The organism is Polymorphospora sp. NPDC051019 (assembly GCF_040683055.1).
Lineage (GTDB): Bacteria > Actinomycetota > Actinomycetes > Mycobacteriales > Micromonosporaceae > Polymorphospora > Polymorphospora lycopeni.
On the sequence record NZ_JBFBCH010000007.1, the window covers coordinates 300476 to 317578 of the forward strand.

The window sequence follows — 17103 nt, forward strand, 5'->3', positions numbered from 1 at the left end:
GCCGGTAGCGGCTCACGGGTAGGCGGTGGTCGGCGCGGATGGGTGTTCCTGGGGCGTGCCGGGGGCAAAGTCCGGGTGCCAGCCGAGTTCGACCGATTGGCGGCACCGGTCCGGTGTGTCGCCGCAACCGGTGAACAGGGCGGTGAGGATGGGTGCGCCGTGGTCGAGTGCCTGGCGCGGCAGGGGGCCGGTGGCCACGAGGGACACCAGTCCGTGGCCGATGACCCAGGTCTGGGTGGCCAGGGCGACGGCGTCGACGTCGGGGCGGAAGCGTCCGGTGTCCTTGGCCCGCTCGATGGCGCGTACCAGGGAGTGCAGCGATTCGTCCGCGGCGGCGGGGTCTTCCAGGGCGAAGCCGGCGTCGAACATCACCCGGTAGAGGTCGGGGTTGCTCAGGGCGTTGGACATGTACGCGGCACCCAGGGCGGCGAGGTCTCGAACGGGATCCGGGGTCAGGGGGACGGTCGCGAGTCTGGCGGCCAACCGGGTGAATCCCTCCTGCCGCACCGCCTGCCACAGGCCGTCCATGCCGCCGAAGTACGTGTATACGGCCATCGTCGACACGCCGGTGCCCGCGACGATCGAGCGCAGGGTGACCGGCTCCCGGGCGCGCAGCATCTGTGCGGCCCGCTCGATCAGCAGGGTGCGGACCGCGGGGTCTTTTGTTCGGACCATGGCGCCACATTACATAGCGATGCTATGTTTAGCCAACGGACCACTGGATGCAGGGGAGTGACTCATGGCCGTGGAACTGGTGAACCCGGACGGGCTGCCGAAGCCCGAGATGTACCGGCAGATGTCGATCGCCACCGGTTCGAGGCTGGTGTTCCTGGCGGGGCAGGTCGCCCGCGACGCCGAGGGGAACCCGGTCGGCGCGGGCGACCTGGCCGCCCAGGTCGAGCAGGCGTACGTCAACATCGGCACGGCGCTCGCCGGGATCGGTGGCTCGTTCGACGACGTGGCGAAGCTGACCGTCTACGTCGTCGACTGGTCCCCCGACAAGCTGCCGTTGCTCGGTGAGGGGGTGGCCCGGGCGGCCGCGCGACTGGGGGTCGACCCGGTCAAGCCGATCACCCTGCTCGGTGTCGCCGCCCTGGGCGAGCCCGATCTGCTGGTCGAGGTGGAGGCCACCGCCGTCGTCGACTGACTCCGCCGGCGACGCGGTTGGTGGCCTGGCCTCCTATCCGTTCACAGCCGGACCCAGTCGGTGCGTACGCCGGTCCCGGGTGCGGCCGGGTCCGCCGGCTCGACGACGAACCGGGTCGGGCCGGGCGGCAGGTCGCGTACGGTGAACCGGCCCATCTCGTCGGCCGTCACCTCGACGCTCACGCCGGGCTGCTCGACGCGGAGCCGGGCCGCCTGCGGCGGCACCAGCTGGCCGAGGATGCGCAGCCGTCCGGCGGCCTCGCCGACCTCGACGTCGATCGAGCACGACCCGGCCTCGTAGCTGAGCAGCCGGGCGGGTTCGCCCCGGACGTCGGCGGTGGCCAGCGAGCTGTCGGCGGTGAGCGCGGCGAGTTCGAGGTCGAGGGTCCGCCAGTCGTAGCTGTTGCGGGCCGCCTCGATGGCGCGGGCCGGTACGGGGTCGACCCGCCACAGCATGTCGCGCAGTTCGGCGAGCAGGGCGGTGTCGTCCGGGTGTTCGGCGGGGTTCATCCGTCCACCCCCGACTGCGCGAGGTGGCCGCGCAGGGTGGTCAGGCAGCGGGCCCGGGTCGGGCCGAGGCTGCCGACCGGTACGTCGAGCGCGGCCGCCACCTTCGTGTAGCTGCCCGCCGGGTCGATGACGAGCAGCCGGAGCAGGGTCTGGCAGCGGGCGGAGAGCCGGCGGAACGCGGTCCACAGTTCGCGGTTGCGTTCGTCGACGAGGATGTCGTGCCAGGGCGGCGGCTGCTCGTCGTCGGCCACCTCGGGGGCGTCGGCGTCCGGCAGCGCGCCGGTGCGGCGCTGGCGGAGCAGGTTCAGCGCTTCGCGGCGGGTGGTGGTGACCAGCCACGAGCTGAGTGCGGCCGGGTTGCGCAGATCGTCGAGGTGTTCGACGGCGCGTAGCCAGGTGACCTGGCTGACGTCGGCGGCGTCGGCGTCGTTGAGCCGGAAGGCCCGCGCGGTCGCCCAGACCAGGCCGGCGTAGCGGTCCACAAGGGAGTTCCACGCGTCGCGGTCGCCGGCGGCCGCCGCCGCGACGAGGGTGTTCGGGTCGGCGTCCATCGCTTCGAAGCTTATCCGGGCGGTGGCGGCGGCCGCCCGGCCACGGTGCCGGCCGGGGCGGGGGTCGACGGAGATGCTCATGGCAGTCCGATGTAGCCGTCGAAGGTGCTGCCGGCGGTGGCGACGACCTCTTTGAGCGCCGCCACGGGCGACCGGCCGGCGGCGACGTGACCGGCGATCTCGGCGACCACCCGTGGGGTGGCGAACGACGTACCGCTCCACTCCGCCCAGCCGGACGGGAAGAACTCGTCGTGGTTGATGAACGTGCTGTGGATGTCCTGGCCGTGGGCGGCCAGCGTCACCCAGGGGCCCGCGTTGCTCCAGTCGCAGATCGCGGCACCGTCGTGGGCGGCGACGGCGACGATCCGGTCGCTCCACGGGTGTCCGGCGCCGGCGAACGCGGCCGGCCAGAACGGGCTGGTCCGGTTGCCGTTGTTGCCGGCGGCGGCGACCACCACCCGGTCCGGTACGGCGAGCACGTTCTCCAGCGCGACCCGCATCCCGACCGGCGGCAGGTCGTCTTCGGTGAAGCCGCCGAGGGAGAGGTTGACGATCTGCACCGTCGGGTCGAGCCGGCCGAGCGCCCGGACGAGCTGTTCCTCGGTGCAGACACCGAACGTGTCGAGCACCTTGAGCACGCTCAGTTCCACCTGGGGCGCGTGCCGGACGATGACGCCGGCGATGAAATTGGCGTGCCCGACGTCGCCGTCGAGCAGGCCGTCGTTGTCGACGTCGGTCTCGGTCTCCACGTCGACGCCACCGGGCCGGTAGTAGCCGGCCGGCAGCTTGCTGTCGACCCACACCCCGGTGTCCACGATGGCCACCGAGACCAGGTTCTCGTCGTGTGGGCGGCCGGCCAGTTCGGCGGCACCGGCCGGGACCGGCGGCCCGCACGGCCCGCCGTGGTTGAACGGGGTGCCGAGGAAGACGTGGTTGGGGCAGAGCACCGCGGCGCCCCGGGGCGCGCCGCCGCGTACGGTCCGGACGGTGTCGGGCACGTCGAGGCCGGTGGCGAAGTAGCGGCGCAGCCCGGGTACGACCTCCTCGTCGCCGAGTGCGTTCACCTCCCGGCGGTGGCCGGTCAGGTAACGCTCCACGTGCCGCCGGTCCTCCTCGACCACGAGCAGTTCGTCGGCGACGTACCAGACCGGGTGGTCCGGACGGGTGGCGGTGGACCGCAGTCTGGGCAGGCTCCGCAGCCGGCGCTGCCGGCGGTGGTGGTAGCCGGCGAGCCGGTCGTCGGACGGTGACATGGCGCCTCCCGGTTCGTCTTGCGTGGACGTTGTCTGACCTCATAGAGCAGACGGCGGTACCGGGGCCGCCGATACGTCCGGTACCCGACAGCCGGGCGGCGTGCCAGGATCGTCCGGTGACCGCCATCGAGGGGGCGTTGGGGGACGGGCCGGCCCAGCGGGCGTTGCGGCTGGTGACCGCTGATCCGCGGCAGGCGGGCAGGTTGGCGGTGGAGGCCCGCCGCGAGGCGCGCCGGGCCGGGGACCGGGACGCCGAGTCGACGGCCGAGCGGGCGCTCGGGCTGGCGGCCCGGGAGCTGAACGATTCCGGTACGGCGCTGCGGCACCTGCGGCGGGCGGCCCGGGTGGCGCGGGCGGCCGGGCTGGCGCAGCGGACGGCCGAGGCGCGGATGAGCCTGGCGCTGGTCCTGGCCGAGGTGGGGCGGCCCGGCCAGGCGTTGCGTGAGCTCGACGAGGCGGCACCGGCGCTGGACGGCCTGCCCGCCGCCCGGCTGGGCATGCAGCGGGCGTTGACGCTGGACCGGCTGAGCCGGTTCGCCGAGGCGATGGACGGCTACACCGGTGCGATCGCGGCGTTCCGGCGGGCCGGGGACCAGCTCTGGCAGGCCCGGGCGCTGACCAACCGCGGCGTCCTGCACGCCTACCGGGGCAGCCTGCGGCAGGCCGAGGCCGACCTGTTCGCCGCCGAGCGCCTGTACGACGAACTCGGGCAGCACCTGGCGGTGGCGCAGGTGCGGCACAACCTCGGGTTCGTGGCCGCGCAGGCCGGTGACGTGCCGGGGGCGTTGCGGTGGTACGACGTCGCCGACGAGTACTTCGCCCGCAACGGCCGTCCCGCGATCGCCCTCATGGACCGTGGTGAGCTGCTGTTGCGGGCCCGGCTGCTGCCCGAGGCCCGGGATGTCGCGCAGGCGGCGCTGGAGGCGGCCCGGGCCGGCCGGACCCGGCTCTACGAGGCACAGGCGCGGCTGATGCTGGCCGAGGTCGCGATTGGTGGCGGTGACCGCCGGACGGCCCGCCGGCACGCGTCGGCCGCCTACCGGGCCTTCGTGCGCCAGGGCCGGCCGGCGTGGGCGGCGCTGGCCAGATATACGGCGCTGCGGGCGGCCGACGAGACGGCGCCGGCGCGGCGGCTGCGCCGGGCCCGGGAGGTGGCCGCCGAACTCGCCGCCGCCGGATGGCCGACGCCCGCGCTCGACGCCCGCCTCTACGCCGCCGGGCTGGCCGCCGGTCGGGCCGAGGGGGCCGAGGAGTTGCGGCTGGTGCTGGCGGCCGGCCGTAACGGGCCGGCGGAGCTGCGAGTACGCGCCTGGCACGCCGCCGCCCTGCTGCGCGACGCGGTCGGGGATGCCGCCGGTGCCCGCCGGGCGCTGCTGGCCGGGGCCCGGATTCTCGACACCTACCGGGCCGCGCTGGGCGCGACCGAGCTGCGTACGTTGGCCGCCAGTTATGCCACCGACCTTGCCGCGACGGGGTTGCGGTTGGCCCGGCAGACCGGGCGGGCCCGGTCGGTGCTGTGGTGGGCGGAGCGGTGGAAGGCGGCGGCGCTGCGGCTGCCGCCGGCCCGGCCGCCGCACGAGCCGGCGCTGGCCGCCGACCTCGCCGAGCTGCGTCGGGCGGTCGCCGAGGCGGACTCCGGGGTGCCGGCGGGGCGGGTCAACGCGCTGTGGCGGCAGCGGCGGGCGCTGGAGGAGCGGATCCGGCGGCGGAGCTGGCACGCCCGGGGCAGCGGTTCGGCCAGCCGGTCCCCCAACCTGCTCGCCCGCCTCGGTGGGGAGCTGGCCGACCGCACCCTGTTCGAGCTGATCGACATCGGTGGCGAGCTGCACGTGATCGTGGTGCACCGGGGCCGGTTCCGGAGCCGGCCGTTGGGGCGTACGGACCGGGTGGTCGCGGAGTTGGAGGCGTTGCGGTTCGCGCTGCGCCGGATCGTGCTGCGCCACGGCGGGCCGGCGTCGCGGTCCGCCGCCGTGCAGGGCGCCCGGCACGCCGCCGAGCAGCTCGACCGGGCGCTGTTCGCGCCGGTACGGGGCTGGCTCGGGGACGGCGAACTGGTGGTCGTACCGGTGGGGTTGCTGCACGCGACGCCGTGGGCGCTGCTGCCGACCTGCCGGGGGCGTGCGGTCAGCGTCGCGCCGTCGGCGACGGCGTGGCTGGACGCGACGGCGCGGGCGGCCGGGGCGCCGCCGGGCGGGCGGCCGCTGCTGGTGGCGGGGCCGGGGCTGACGCACGCCGACCGGGAGGTACGGCGGCTCGCGGACGCGCTCGCGCCGGCCGAGGTGTTCGTCGGGGCGGCGGCGGGCGCGGAACCGGTCCTGGCCGCGCTCGACGGCGCCCCGCTGGCGCATGTCGCGGCCCATGGCGGGTTCCGGTCGGACAACCCGATGTTCTCCTACCTGCGGCTCGCCGACGGGCCGATCACCGTCTACGACCTGGAGCAGGTGGCCCGCCCGCCGGCGGTCGTGGTGCTGTCGGCGTGCGAGTCCGGGCTGTCGACCGTGCATCCGGGCGACGAGCTGATGGGGCTGGCCGCGGCGTTGCTCGGGGTCGGGACCGCGACGGTGCTCGGCAGTGTGCTGCCGGCCCAGGACGAGGCCACCCTCGAACTGATGCTGGACCTGCACCGCCGGCTGGCCGGCGGGAGCGGTGCGGCGGCCGCGCTGGCCGCGGCACAGGCGGAGATGGACGGCACCCTCGACGAGCGGTCGGCGACCGCGGCGGCGTTCGTCTGCTTCGGCGCCGGCTGACCGGCACCGCCGCGCGGGCGGTTCGGTACGCGCGGCCGGCGCGCGATGGGGTATGAACCCATGAGCGCACACCAAACGGAAGGAAGCCTCATGAGTCTTGAGCGCCCGATCGCCCCGGATCCGTACGACCTGCTGCCACCCGTGCCGTCGTTCACGCTGACCAGCGAGGACGTGCGTGACGGCGAGCCGATGGACGTCGAGTTCGCGCACCTGAGCGTCGGCGGGGAGAACCTGTCGCCGCAGTTGGCGTGGTCGGACTTCCCGGCCGAGACCCGGGGGTTCGTGGTGACCTGCTTCGACCCGGACGCCCCGACCGGCAGTGGCTTCTGGCACTGGGTCCTGGTCAACGTGCCGGTCTCGGTCACCCAGTTGCCCCGGGGTGCCGGGAGCGAGGCGACGGCCGGCGGCGTGGCGGGCGGCGGCGCGTTCAGCGTCCGCACCGACTACGGCTCGCACGGGTACGGGGGTGCGGCGCCGCCGGCCGGTGACCGGCCGCACCGGTACGTCTTCGCGGTGCACGCGCTCGACGTCGACCGGCTCGACGTGTCGCCGGAGTCGACGCCGGCGGTCGTCGGCTTCAACCTGGCGTTCCACACGCTGGCGCGGGCGACGATCCGGCCGACGTTCGCGGTCAAGGAGTAGCGAGGCGCTGATCCGGCGCCGTGGCCGCCGTGCCACGGCGCCGGGACCGGCGCGTCGGTGTCGGATGTGCTGCCGGCGGGGCCGGTCCGGCGGCCGGTTACGGGACGCGGGCGACCGCGAAGACCGACTGCCCGAACGGCGGGCGCACCAGCGATTCGGCGGCCTTCGTCGTCGGCAGGACCAACGTGTCGTAGACCTTGACCATCGGGCCTTCCTTCGGCGTCAGCTTGAAGACGCTGGTCGCCATGTAGTAGCCGATGAGGCCGAGTGCGTTGGCGTAGTGGAGCTTCTCGACGGTGAGGCCGGCATCCTCCAGCGCGGCCCGCATCGTCTTCTTGGTGTAGCGGCGGACGTGCCCGGTGGCGATGTCGACCGGGCTCATGGCGAACGGGAAGGCCGGCACGATCAGGACGATCTTGCCGCCCGGCCGGACCAGGTCGCGCATGCTCTGCAGCGCCTCGACATGGTCCTCGATGTGCTCCAGCACGTTGTAGGAGACCGCGGCGCTGTAGTCGCCGTGCTCGGAGTGCGGCAGCAGCATCTGGCGGACCTCGACGTTCGGTACCGCGGACATGCGCTCCTTGAGCAGCACCAGACGGTCCGGGTCGGCTTCGGTGGCGGTGAAGCGGTCGAAGTGCTTGGCCCATTCCAGGGCGTAGTCGCCCAGCCCACTGCCGATTTCGATCGGGTTGTCACCGAGGTGGGGGATGGCGAGGTTGACAAACCAGCGCCGGTGGTTTACGGCGGTGGCGAGGCCTTCGAGGACCTCTGATTGGACTCGCTGATCCCCCGTAATTTGTGTCATGCGTAGATTCCTCACGCTCTGAACCTGATCTGCCCGGGACCGAAAGAGTGAACCATCTAGAGCGACCGTAAGGAAAGTCAGGGTCTGATGTAGGCAGAATGTTCGACTTGGGCCATGTTTGCCCATGCCAAAGGCTGATATATGGCCATCATACGGCCAGCTTTGGCCTACCTACGTCACTCTCGGGGACTACGTCCGTTACGGTCTGGTTACCACTTTTGCGCCTGCGGGAGCCGGGCAGCTCAGGGAGCAGGTTTCCGTCACGTTTCCGTGACATGTCGCCAGGGGAGATCATCACACCGGTTGCCCCTACGCAAGAGGCCGTTGGGCTGGAATCGGCGAGGGTCGCTGCGTGGTGTCCGCCGGTGGGCGATTTGGTGGCTATGCCGGTCGACATTGATCTGTGATCCGCATCACAATCTGGTCGATCTGGTCGCTGGGACCGGGGCGGCACGGAGCGAACCGACGCCCGGGTCAGGCTCGCTCCGACCGGATGCAGCAGCCCGCGCAGACCTTCGGCCGGGGCAACGTGAACGCCAGGCAGCAGGTGCGCCGCTGCACCGTGAGTTCGCCGTTCGGACCCGGCACCAGGTCGACCAGATCGCCCACGTCGAACGTCGCCAGCAGAGTACGGATCGTCTGCGCCGAGGAGCCCGGCAGCGCGTCGGCCGCCCGCAGCACCGCGTGCGCCACCCCGGAGGCCAGCGAGCCGAGCAGCGTACGGGTGCCGAGCCGGACCCGCTCGTGGATGGCGTCCAGCATCGGCGTGACGTGGTCGTCGACCAACGCGGTGCGCAGCGCGGCCAGCAGTTCGGCCTCGCCGTCGACCACCACGACCTCGGGCAGCCCGGCCACGGCCAGCGGGTCGCCGGGCAGCACCGCGATCGTCGTCGAGCGGCGCAGGCCGATGGTGACCAGCGGGCCGTCGTCGTCGACGCGTACCAGCACGTCGGACGGGTGCGGCAGCGGCACCCGGCGGGCCGACGCCCAGCCCAGGACCGCCGGCAGTGCGAGCCAGTAGACGTACGCCTTCCAGACGAGCGCGGTCGCGGCGTGCGAGGAGCCGTCCCAGCGCCGCCGGGCCGAGTCGAGCAGATGCGGCAGCTGGCTGCCGTCGACCAGTTCGGTCGCCGGCAGCCAGCCGCGCTCGTCGTCGACGAGCAGGCCGGGCGCGAGGCCGGGCAGGTCGTCGGTGCCGAACGTCGCCCGCAGCGTCGCCGTCACCGGGCCGAGCGGTCCGGGAGCGGTGCGGAGGTCGACGGTGGCGGTCACGCTGGGTCGCCGGTTCCGGGGTGGGCGAGGTTCCACGCGGCGGGTGTGACCAGGGCCGGCCCCTGTCCCACGGTCTTGCCTGTCACCTTGAGAATCCCCCTGCCACCTGCGCGGACGGCTCACGATAGCGCGATAAGGCTAGCCTAACCAGACCGGGGCGTGTTGACGCCACAATCGCCACTCTCGGTATCCGGCGTTTCGCGGCTCGTCGCCATGTGGGTGGGGGTACCCGGACCGGCCGTCGATCAATCTGGCCGTACGGTCATCGGCGCATGTCGCCTTTGTCAATAGTTATGTCGGTAACAAGGCACTGATGCCCGGCTGGGCGAGTCAGAACGGAGACTTGAAGGTCCCGGCCCATAGGACGTGCGATGACCATCTCGCCCATCGAACGGGCTGCCGACACCTTCGCCGCCGAGCTCAGCCGGTGGCGTGTCGACCGGGGCATGACCAAGAAGCAGCTCGCCGCCCGGATGGGCTTCGACCCCTCCTACGTCAGCCACGTCGAGGGCCGCCGACACCGGCCCACCGAAGACTTCGCCCGCCGGGCCGAGGCCGTACTCGGCGCCGGCGGCGCGATCTGGCGCTGCTTCCAGCAGTACGACGAACTCCGCCACGCCCGGGCCCCCGGCTCGGCACACCGCGACCCGCCCGTACCCGAGCAGTGGCTGCCGCCCGGCACCGGCCTCATCGTCGAACAGGAGGTCGCCACGCTGTCCTACCGGGACGGCGCCTATCGCTGCGTGATCCGCCGGGCGCTCTACAACGCCGGCACCGAACCGGTCACCCGCTACCTCATCCGGGTCGCCGTCGACCGCTACCCGCACGACCCCGAGCTGTCCAACCGCTACCACCGCGACCGGCCGCTGACCTTCGACGAACTCGACCTGCGGGCCTACTGCGGCGACCCGCCCACCCGCGAGCCGATGCACTGGCGCAAGAAGCACGACCGGGACGCCTTCAAAGAGGTGTGGCTGCTCTTCGAGAACGCCGAAGGGCGCTTCCCGCTCTACCCGGGCGAACGCGTCGCCATCGAATACGGCTACACCGTCGGGCAGGAGAAGTGGGGGCAGTGGTTCCAGCGCGCCGTACGCGTGCCGACCCGCAAGCTGACCGTCCGCCTCGACTTCCCCGAGCGGCTCGACCCGCACGTGTGGGGGGTCGAGACCTCGCTGTCGGCGGAGGAGGCGCCACTGCGTACGCCCCTTCAGCGGCGGGTCGAGGACGGCCGCACCCACGTCGACTGGACGACCGAGGAGCCGCTGCTCAACGCCCGCTACCGGCTGGAGTGGCGGTTCCGCGCCCAGGCGGCGGCCGACCCCGCCGCGGCCGATCCCGCCCCCGGCTCCACCGCGCCCGACCCGGCCGAACCCGCCACCGACGGGCCGGCCGCCGCGCCGGCGACCGTCGGGGCCGCGGCGGCGGACGGGGCGGTGCCGGCGGCCGAGACGCCGGGCGCCGTGCCGGCCCGGGCCAGCGACCGCATGCGGGCGGCCGGCATCGTCCAGCGCGACGCCGAACTGCTCCGCCACGCCGCCGAACCGTTCGACCTGCCCACCGACGCCGCCACCGCCGACGATGTCGTCACCCGGCTCCGCGAGGCCCTCGCCCGCGTCGACCAACTCCACCTCTTCAGCAAGGGGGTCGGTCTCGCCGCCCCGCAGATCGGCCAGCCCCGGTCCGCCGCGATCGTCCGCCCGCCCGACGGGGCCGAGCCGGTCGTGCTGCTCAACCCGCGCGTCGTCGACGCCTCCGCCGAAACCGACGAGCAGTACGAGGGCTGCCTGTCGTTCTTCGACGTACGCGGCCTGGTGACCCGGCCGCTGCGCATCGACGTCGAACACGCCCGGGCCGACGGCAGCCGGATCATCACCTCGTTCGAGCAGGGCATGGCCCGCCTGGTCGCGCACGAGATCGACCACCTCGAGGGCCGGCTCTACGACGACCGGATGGCCGCCGACGTGCCGCTCGTCCCGGTCGAGGAATACCGCGAGACCGGCCGCCCCTGGCACTACTGAGGCGGGCTCAGCCGTCGCTGAAGCTGTCGTACCTGATCCGGATCGACGGCACCTGCAACTCGGCGAGCGTACGCAGCGTCGCCCGGACCATCGGCGCCGAACCCGAGACGAAGAAGTCGTGCTCGGCCCACGGCCCGTAGCGCGCCACCACGTCGGAGATGTTGCCCTGCTCGCCGGTGAAGCCCTCGTCGTCGCTGCACGCCGGCACCACCGACAGCCACGGGTAACGGGCCGCCAACTGGTTCAGCTCGGCCAGGTCGTAGAGGCCGTCGCGGTCGCGGGCACCGAAGAACACGTGCACCCAGCGGGTGCGGTTGTAGCGGGTCAGCTCCTGCACCAGGGCCTTGATCGGGGCCAGCCCGGTGCCGCCCGCGACGCAGACGATGTCGCGGGTGGACGACGCGTCCAGCGTCATCGACCCCATCGGCGCCGCCACCCGCAGCAGCTCCCCCGGCCGTACCTTGCGGACCAGCGCACTGGACACCCAGCCGGCACCGACCGCCTGCACGTGGAACTCCAGCGTGTTGTCGGCGTCCGGCGCGTTCGCGATCGAGTACGTCCGCCACAGCCGGGGCCGGTGCCGCGGCGTCTCGACGCTGACGTACTGGCCGGCCCGGTACGACAGCGGATACTGCAACGGCCGGCAGGTCAGTACGGCGACGTCCGGCCCCCGGCGCTCGTGGGTCAGCACCTCCGCGTCCCAGTACGGCGGATTGGTGTCGGTCGCCGCGCCGGCCATCATCCGGGCCGAGATCACCTGATAGGCGTCCCGCCACGCCTGGTCGTACTCGATCGCCCACCGCTCACCTGCGAACGTCCGCAGCGCCTCGAACAGCGCCGACCCGACGACCTCGTAGTGTTCGGGTTTCACGTGGAACTTCCGGTGGTCGCGCCCGAGCGCGTGCAGGTATTCGTCGGAGCGGTCCGGGTCGTCGACCAACTGCATCGAGGTGACGAGCGCGCCGAGCAGGCGGGCCCGCTGCACGTCCATCGTCACCGGAAAGAGGTTCCGCAGTTCCGGGTTGGACAGGAACATCCGGGCGTAGAAGTATCCGGCGACCTTGTCCTGCTGCTCCTCGACGAGCGTCCAGCTCTCCTTGAGCAGTCGCGAGAGATTACCCATTGACGCCCTCTTCAGTGACGGCGGCGGCGGGTGCCGCGCACCTGGGGGACTAGGTTGCGTTCCGTGGGTGGGTGGTCGTTCGTTGTAGCTCGTGACTCCAGATTGGGCACAGAACGTGAGGAGTTATCGCACAGACTGTGCGATGTGAGGCCGTCATGCCTATGGTCGGCGGCGGAATGGACCAAAACGAGGGACCGCCGACCCGTTTTCCAGGGTCGTCCGGCACAGTGATCGGGTGAGCGTGGATCTCGTCAAGCCGCCGCTGTCGAGGCGGACGATCAGCACCGAGGTGCTGCTCGTCCTCGGCCTCTCCCTCGGCCAGTCCGCCATCTACGCCATGGTGAGCCTGACCGCCCGGCTCACCGCCGACCGGCCGCTGTCGCAGCAGACCGCCACCCTCAACGCGTCACAGTCGGCCCGGCCGTGGCTCGACCTGACGTACCAACTGCTCGGCATCCTCTTCTCGCTCGTACCGGTGCTGCTCGCCGTACACCTGCTCAACCGGGACCGCGACGACCCGCGCCGACTGCTCGGCCTGGACGCCCGCTCACCCTGGGCCGACCTGGGCTGGGGCGCGGCGCTCGCCGCCGCGATCGGCCTGCCCGGCATCGGGCTCTTCTTCGTCGCGGCCCAGCTCGGCGTCAACGCCAGCCTGGTCCCGGCCGCCCTGCCCGACCTGTGGTGGGCGGTGCCGGTGCTGATCCTCGCCTCGTTCGAGAACTCGATCCTCGAAGAGGTCATCGTCGTCGGTTACCTGATCACCCGGCTACGCGACCTTGGCTGGCGGATCGAGCTGATCGTCCTCACCAGCGCGGTGCTGCGCGGCACCTACCACCTCTACCAGGGCTTCGGCGCCTTCGTCGGCAACGTGGTGATGGGGATCGTGTTCGCGCTGTTCTTCCTGCGTACCAAGCGGGTGATGCCGCTGATCGTCGCGCACGCGGTGCTGGACATATTCGCGTTCGTCGGATACGCCCTACTACCCCGCGAGTGGTTCGACTGGCTCTGACGGCCCCGCGCGGCCCGCGCCGGCGCCGGACGCGGTCCGGTCCAGGCGGTGTCAGAGGTCAGGCGGCGCCGACCCGATAGCGGGCGACCGCGCGGGCCGCCAGCCGCTGCGCCGCCGCCGAGTCACCCGCCGTCGCCGCCAGCAGCGCCGCACCCGGCAGCAGCCGCGCCGCCAGCCGCAACGCCAGCCAGCCGCCGGCCTGCGCCACCAACGGCGTCGCCAACCGCCACGCCGCCTCCGCCGCCCGCCGCGCCGGCACCCGCCCGTCCGGCCGGGCACCGAGCGCCGCGTCCAGCGCCGCCCGCGCGAACGTCTCGTCCGGATGCACCTGCGTCAGCACCAGCAACTCGACCGCCCGGTCCGGATGCGCCGGATCATGCCCGTACGCGGCGGCGAGGTGCAGCACCAGGTCCGTCTGCGTCCAGGCGACCGCCGCCAGCTCCGCCAGCGGCGCGAGCAGCCCGGCGGCCGCCGACACCGCCCCGCCCGCCCCGGCCAGCCGGACGAACCGCCGGGTCGCCAGCCGGGCCAGCCCGTCCGGCGTCGCGGTCGGATACTCCGCCCGCAGCCGCTCCGCCCACGCGGCCGCCGCCGGCCCTTGCCGCCGTACGGCGGCAAGGGCCAACAACTCCGGTGCGAACCCCGGGTGGTCGACCAACCGGCTGGTCGCCGGTCCCGCTCCCTCCCCGGTACGGCGCACCGTCGCCTCCGGTGCCCGGCCGGTCATCTCCACCGGGGCGGGGTCGCCGGCCCGGTCCGTGATCCGGGGGTCGGTGACCTCTGTGGAGGCTGCCGGTTCCGGGCTGACGTGCTGCCCGGTGGGCTGCTGCTCGACGGGCTCCCGGGGGGCCGGCTGCTGCCGGTCGGTGGGCTGGTCGGCGTCAGCCGGTGCCGCCTTGCGGCGGGGGGTCTTCGCGGGCGTCGCCTTCTCCGTGGCGGCCGCCTTCTTCGCAGCCGTTGTCTTCTTCGCGGCCGTCTTCTTCGCCGGGCTCGCCTTCTTCGCGGCGGCCGTGGTCGCCGTCTTCGCCGGGGTGCGCCTCGCCGCTGTCTTGCGGGCGGGCCGCTTCGCGGCGTCGGTGCCGGCACCGTCACCGGCGCCCTCGTTGGATGCCGGCGTCCGGGCGGCCGGCACGTCCGGCGAGCCGGCCCCGTCGCCGGTGTCCCTGCTGTCGTCGGCCCGGGCATCGGCCCGCCGGCCGCTCGTGGTCCCGGCGGCCGGCGGCTGGAAGAGGACGGCCGGCGCTGCCGCCTTCGCTCTCCGCGCCCGCGGCGCCGGCGCGGCAGCCGTCCCGGTCGGTTCGGCCGGCGTGAACGCGGCCTTCGGAGTGCGCTTGCGTGGCTTGCGGTCGGCCGGCTCGGCAGGCGGCTGTTCCATGACCAGGAAGCCTATCCGGGCTGGCCGGCGTACACCTCTTGAAAGCGTCCGGGCCGGCGACGCGTCACCGCCGCCGGCCCGGACACCGTCACCGTCAGTTGATCGGCACGACCAGGTCGAGGGTCCGACCCTGCGCCGGCACCGCGACCGTCCGCGCGCTCGCGAAGTCGGTGCCGTTGTCGTACCAGAATTCGACCTCTTGGTCGTCGACGTAGGCAAGCGCCCAGACCTTGACGAGTTCGGGTGCGAGCACCCGCATCTCGTAGGTGTCGCCGTTCTCCCACTTGATCCCGATGATGTCCTGCGTCAGTGCGCTGTGTGCCATCAGGTAGGCGTCGGGCACCGGTTGCCCGGCCCGGTCCCGGATGGAACCGGTGATGACGGTGCCGGTCTTCAACCTGATGTCGTAGGTGGCAGTCGCACCCGAGGTCACCTGGATCTTCTTGGCGACCATCCGGTTCGCGGTGCCCCCGGACCACTGCCGGGCATGCTGGTGGTCCATGAAGAACAACGGCCAGGCGTACGGGCCGAGGCCGCTGACCGTGTAACGCCCGTTCTGGTCCGTACGCGGGTAGTTGCCGCCGAGCCCGGGGTGGATGCTCGTTAGCGCCACGCCGACATCCGCGAGCGGTGTGTTGTCCGCACCGCGGACGACGCCCGTGATGGCGCCGGCCGGATCGAGCAGCACCGCCGGCGCGGCCGTCGTCGCGCCCGCCGTGACGGTGATCCGCTTCGCGCTGCTCGCGGCACCCGTGCCACCGTTCGCGCCGAGCCACTGCGCACCGAGGCCGGTCGATTCCCGGGGGCGTACGAAAATGTGGTAGTCGCCCGGCTCCAGCGGCCTGATGTCGATCTGTCCAGCGCCGTCGCTGCAGTGGGGCTCGCCGTCGGGAAGCCGGGCGGTTCCGGCCGCCACGGTGGCGACGCAGACGCCGGCGACCGGTGCCCCGGTGGCGCGGTTGCTCACCATGGCCGTGAGCGCACCGCCGAGCGTGACCGGCACGGCCACGTCGGTGGTCGCGTTGGCCGTGACGGTCGCCTGCGCCTTGCCGTCCAGGTACAGCGAGGAGGGGGCCGGATTGATCGACACGATGTAGCGACCGATAGCGATGCCGTCGAACAGGATCTCCGAGCTGGTGGTGCACTCGTAGCCGTACGACGGCCCCTCGAGGTGGGCGCAGAACGCCGTCAGCGGGGCACCGGTGCCGGAGTCGGTCGCCGTGACCCGCAGCTCCCCACCGTCGATGAGGGTGTCGTCGACGGTGGCGGTGGCGTTCGCCTGGACCACGATCGTCGCCGCGTCCTCTGAGTTGCCGACCCCGTACGCGTACTGGCGGCGGCCGGTCGTCGGGTCGACGAAGGACACCTTGTAGTCGCCGACGATCAGGTCGTCGAACCGGTACGCGCCCGTCTCGTCCGTCATCGTGTAGGCGCTGTCGCCGTAGGTGGGGTAGGCGATGACTTCGGCGTGTCCGATTCCGGCGCCGGTCTTGTCGACGAACCGGCCGGCGATCGCCCCGGTGGCGAGCAGCGTCTCGTTCACGGTCGTCTGGGTGCCCACCGTGACGCTGAAGGTGTCGGCGTAATCCTCGGCGGGTTGGCCGTGCCCCCACTGGATCGCTCCGCTGGGAAGCTGGAACTGGATCTTGTAGTTCCCGGGGAAGAGGCGCGGGATGTGGTAATCGCCGTTGTCGTCGGTCCACCCGCTCGGGCCGCTGCCAGTCGTGGTCGACCGCGTTCTGACGGGGACGTTCGCCGCAGGCTGTCCGCCGGCGTCGATCACCCGGCCGGCGATCGATCCGGTCGGGGCGACCGTGTCGTCGGCGACCACCGTGCCGCCGGGCTCGACCGTGAAGACCTGGGCGTCGTGCTGGTGCTCCTGCTGCGGGATCCACTGGGTGAAGCCGGAGCCGAGATAGAGCTCCACCTGGTACGTCCCGGGCAAGAGCGAGATCGAGTAGCGGCCGTCGAGGCCGGTGTTGGCGCCCAAGGAACCGTCCGACCCCTGGGCGCTGACCCAGACGCCGGCGAGCGGCGCCCCAGTCTCGTCGGTCAGCCGTCCGGTGATTGTGCCGGGAGCCAGGAGCGAGTCGTTCACGACGGTTGTCGTGCCGGCTGTCACGGTGATCTCGGCGGCGGTGTCGAACGACCGTTGCTGGTAGGCCCACTGCACCTGGTTGACCAGGTTGGTGAAGCTGATCTTGTAGACGTTGGGTCGTACCAGGGGAAACGTGAAGTGGCCTTGGCCGTTCACGCCGACCTCGGCGACGTGGTGGTGGTTGGTGGTCAGCAGCGTGACGCGCACCCCGGTGGCCGGGGTGCCGGTGCTGGTCGTCAGGGTGCCGGTGATCGAGCCGAAGGTGGGATTGGCGGTGGCGGGCGACGCGAGCGCGACCGTGGCTGTCAGAGCCACGATGCTCGCGATGGCCACCGAGCGGAGCAGTTTTCTGTACACGGCCATCCTCGAGGGGAAGGAAGGTCCGGGGACGTGGCCCGGCAACATAGTGTGACGGTCTGGTCCCCGTGTGCCATGATCGGCTCGCGCAGGATAGTTGATCCACTTCGTACGGTGGGGGCCATTTATCGGTGGTCATCGGTTAACACTTGGAACTCTGCCGGGCCGGCGGCCGCCGGCCCGGCAGATCCGTGAGC

General features: G+C 72.5%; 14 protein-coding genes. 5 read left to right on the top strand and 9 right to left on the bottom strand.

Annotated elements, in window-relative coordinates:
* Nucleotides 1-12 precede the first annotated feature (12 nt).
* Nucleotides 13-675 carry a TetR/AcrR family transcriptional regulator gene (locus tag AB0M79_RS16205; protein ID WP_364213519.1) on the bottom strand — a complete coding sequence of 221 codons (663 nt, stop codon included), beginning with the start codon at nucleotides 673-675 and terminating at the stop codon, nucleotides 13-15.
* Nucleotides 676-739: 64 nt separating this feature from the next.
* On the opposite strand from AB0M79_RS16205, the gene AB0M79_RS16210 reads away from it, so the two are divergent.
* Nucleotides 740-1147 carry a RidA family protein gene (locus AB0M79_RS16210; protein ID WP_364213522.1) on the top strand — a complete coding sequence of 136 codons (408 nt, stop codon included), beginning with the start codon at nucleotides 740-742 and terminating at the stop codon, nucleotides 1145-1147.
* 41 nt (nucleotides 1148-1188) lie between these two features.
* Here the strand turns inward: AB0M79_RS16210 and AB0M79_RS16215 are convergent, their stop codons facing one another.
* From AB0M79_RS16215 to AB0M79_RS16225, 3 genes are all read right to left on the bottom strand, one after another.
* A complete protein-coding gene (locus AB0M79_RS16215; RefSeq protein WP_364213525.1) occupies nucleotides 1189-1656 on the bottom strand; it encodes a hypothetical protein in 468 nt (155 codons plus the stop codon).
* Nucleotides 1653-2207: a sigma-70 family RNA polymerase sigma factor gene (locus AB0M79_RS16220; protein WP_357535245.1), complete on the bottom strand. Its 555-nt coding sequence runs from the start codon at nucleotides 2205-2207 to the stop codon at nucleotides 1653-1655. The genes AB0M79_RS16215 and AB0M79_RS16220 overlap by 4 nt, the downstream gene beginning before the upstream one ends.
* A 77-nt stretch (nucleotides 2208-2284) precedes the next feature.
* Nucleotides 2285-3460, bottom strand: coding sequence for a S8/S53 family peptidase (locus AB0M79_RS16225; protein ID WP_364213528.1), 1176 nt, complete (start codon nucleotides 3458-3460; stop codon nucleotides 2285-2287).
* A 125-nt stretch (nucleotides 3461-3585) separates the two neighbouring features.
* Between AB0M79_RS16225 and AB0M79_RS16230 the strand changes: the two genes are divergently transcribed.
* Both AB0M79_RS16230 and AB0M79_RS16235 read left to right on the top strand, forming a co-directional pair.
* Nucleotides 3586-6207 carry a CHAT domain-containing protein gene (locus tag AB0M79_RS16230; RefSeq protein ID WP_364213625.1) on the top strand — a complete coding sequence of 874 codons (2622 nt, stop codon included), beginning with the start codon at nucleotides 3586-3588 and terminating at the stop codon, nucleotides 6205-6207.
* Between the two features lie 90 nt (nucleotides 6208-6297).
* Entirely contained in the window at nucleotides 6298-6849 is a 552-nt protein-coding gene (locus tag AB0M79_RS16235) for a YbhB/YbcL family Raf kinase inhibitor-like protein (RefSeq protein ID WP_364213531.1), read from the top strand.
* 97 nt (nucleotides 6850-6946) lie between these two features.
* On the opposite strand, the gene AB0M79_RS16240 is transcribed toward AB0M79_RS16235, so the two are convergent.
* Complete coding sequence (locus AB0M79_RS16240; RefSeq protein WP_357534936.1) at nucleotides 6947-7654, bottom strand: class I SAM-dependent methyltransferase; 708 nt, start codon at nucleotides 7652-7654, stop codon at nucleotides 6947-6949.
* 474 nt (nucleotides 7655-8128) lie between these two features.
* On the bottom strand, nucleotides 8129-8926 hold the full coding sequence (locus AB0M79_RS16245; RefSeq protein WP_364213535.1) for a ferric iron reductase: 798 nt from the start codon (nucleotides 8924-8926) through the stop codon (nucleotides 8129-8131).
* 371 nt (nucleotides 8927-9297) lie between these two features.
* On the opposite strand from AB0M79_RS16245, the gene AB0M79_RS16250 reads away from it, so the two are divergent.
* On the top strand, nucleotides 9298-10944 hold the full coding sequence (locus tag AB0M79_RS16250) for a peptide deformylase (protein WP_364213538.1): 1647 nt from the start codon (nucleotides 9298-9300) through the stop codon (nucleotides 10942-10944).
* A gap of 7 nt (nucleotides 10945-10951) precedes the next feature.
* Here the strand turns inward: AB0M79_RS16250 and AB0M79_RS16255 are convergent, their stop codons facing one another.
* Nucleotides 10952-12067, bottom strand: a complete 1116-nt coding sequence (locus AB0M79_RS16255) for a globin domain-containing protein (protein WP_364213541.1) — start codon at nucleotides 12065-12067, stop codon at nucleotides 10952-10954.
* 235 nt (nucleotides 12068-12302) lie between these two features.
* Between AB0M79_RS16255 and AB0M79_RS16260 the strand changes: the two genes are divergently transcribed.
* The gene (locus AB0M79_RS16260) at nucleotides 12303-13076 is read left to right on the top strand and encodes a CPBP family intramembrane glutamic endopeptidase (protein ID WP_357534929.1); all 774 of its coding nucleotides are present in this window, start codon (nucleotides 12303-12305) and stop codon (nucleotides 13074-13076) included.
* A 58-nt stretch (nucleotides 13077-13134) separates the two neighbouring features.
* Here the strand turns inward: AB0M79_RS16260 and AB0M79_RS16265 are convergent, their stop codons facing one another.
* Both AB0M79_RS16265 and AB0M79_RS16270 read right to left on the bottom strand, forming a co-directional pair.
* Complete coding sequence (locus AB0M79_RS16265) at nucleotides 13135-14451, bottom strand: hypothetical protein (RefSeq protein ID WP_364213544.1); 1317 nt, start codon at nucleotides 14449-14451, stop codon at nucleotides 13135-13137.
* Nucleotides 14452-14545: 94 nt separating this feature from the next.
* Nucleotides 14546-16906 carry a carboxypeptidase-like regulatory domain-containing protein gene (locus tag AB0M79_RS16270; protein ID WP_364213547.1) on the bottom strand — a complete coding sequence of 787 codons (2361 nt, stop codon included), beginning with the start codon at nucleotides 16904-16906 and terminating at the stop codon, nucleotides 14546-14548.
* Between the last annotated feature and the right edge of the window lie 197 nt (nucleotides 16907-17103).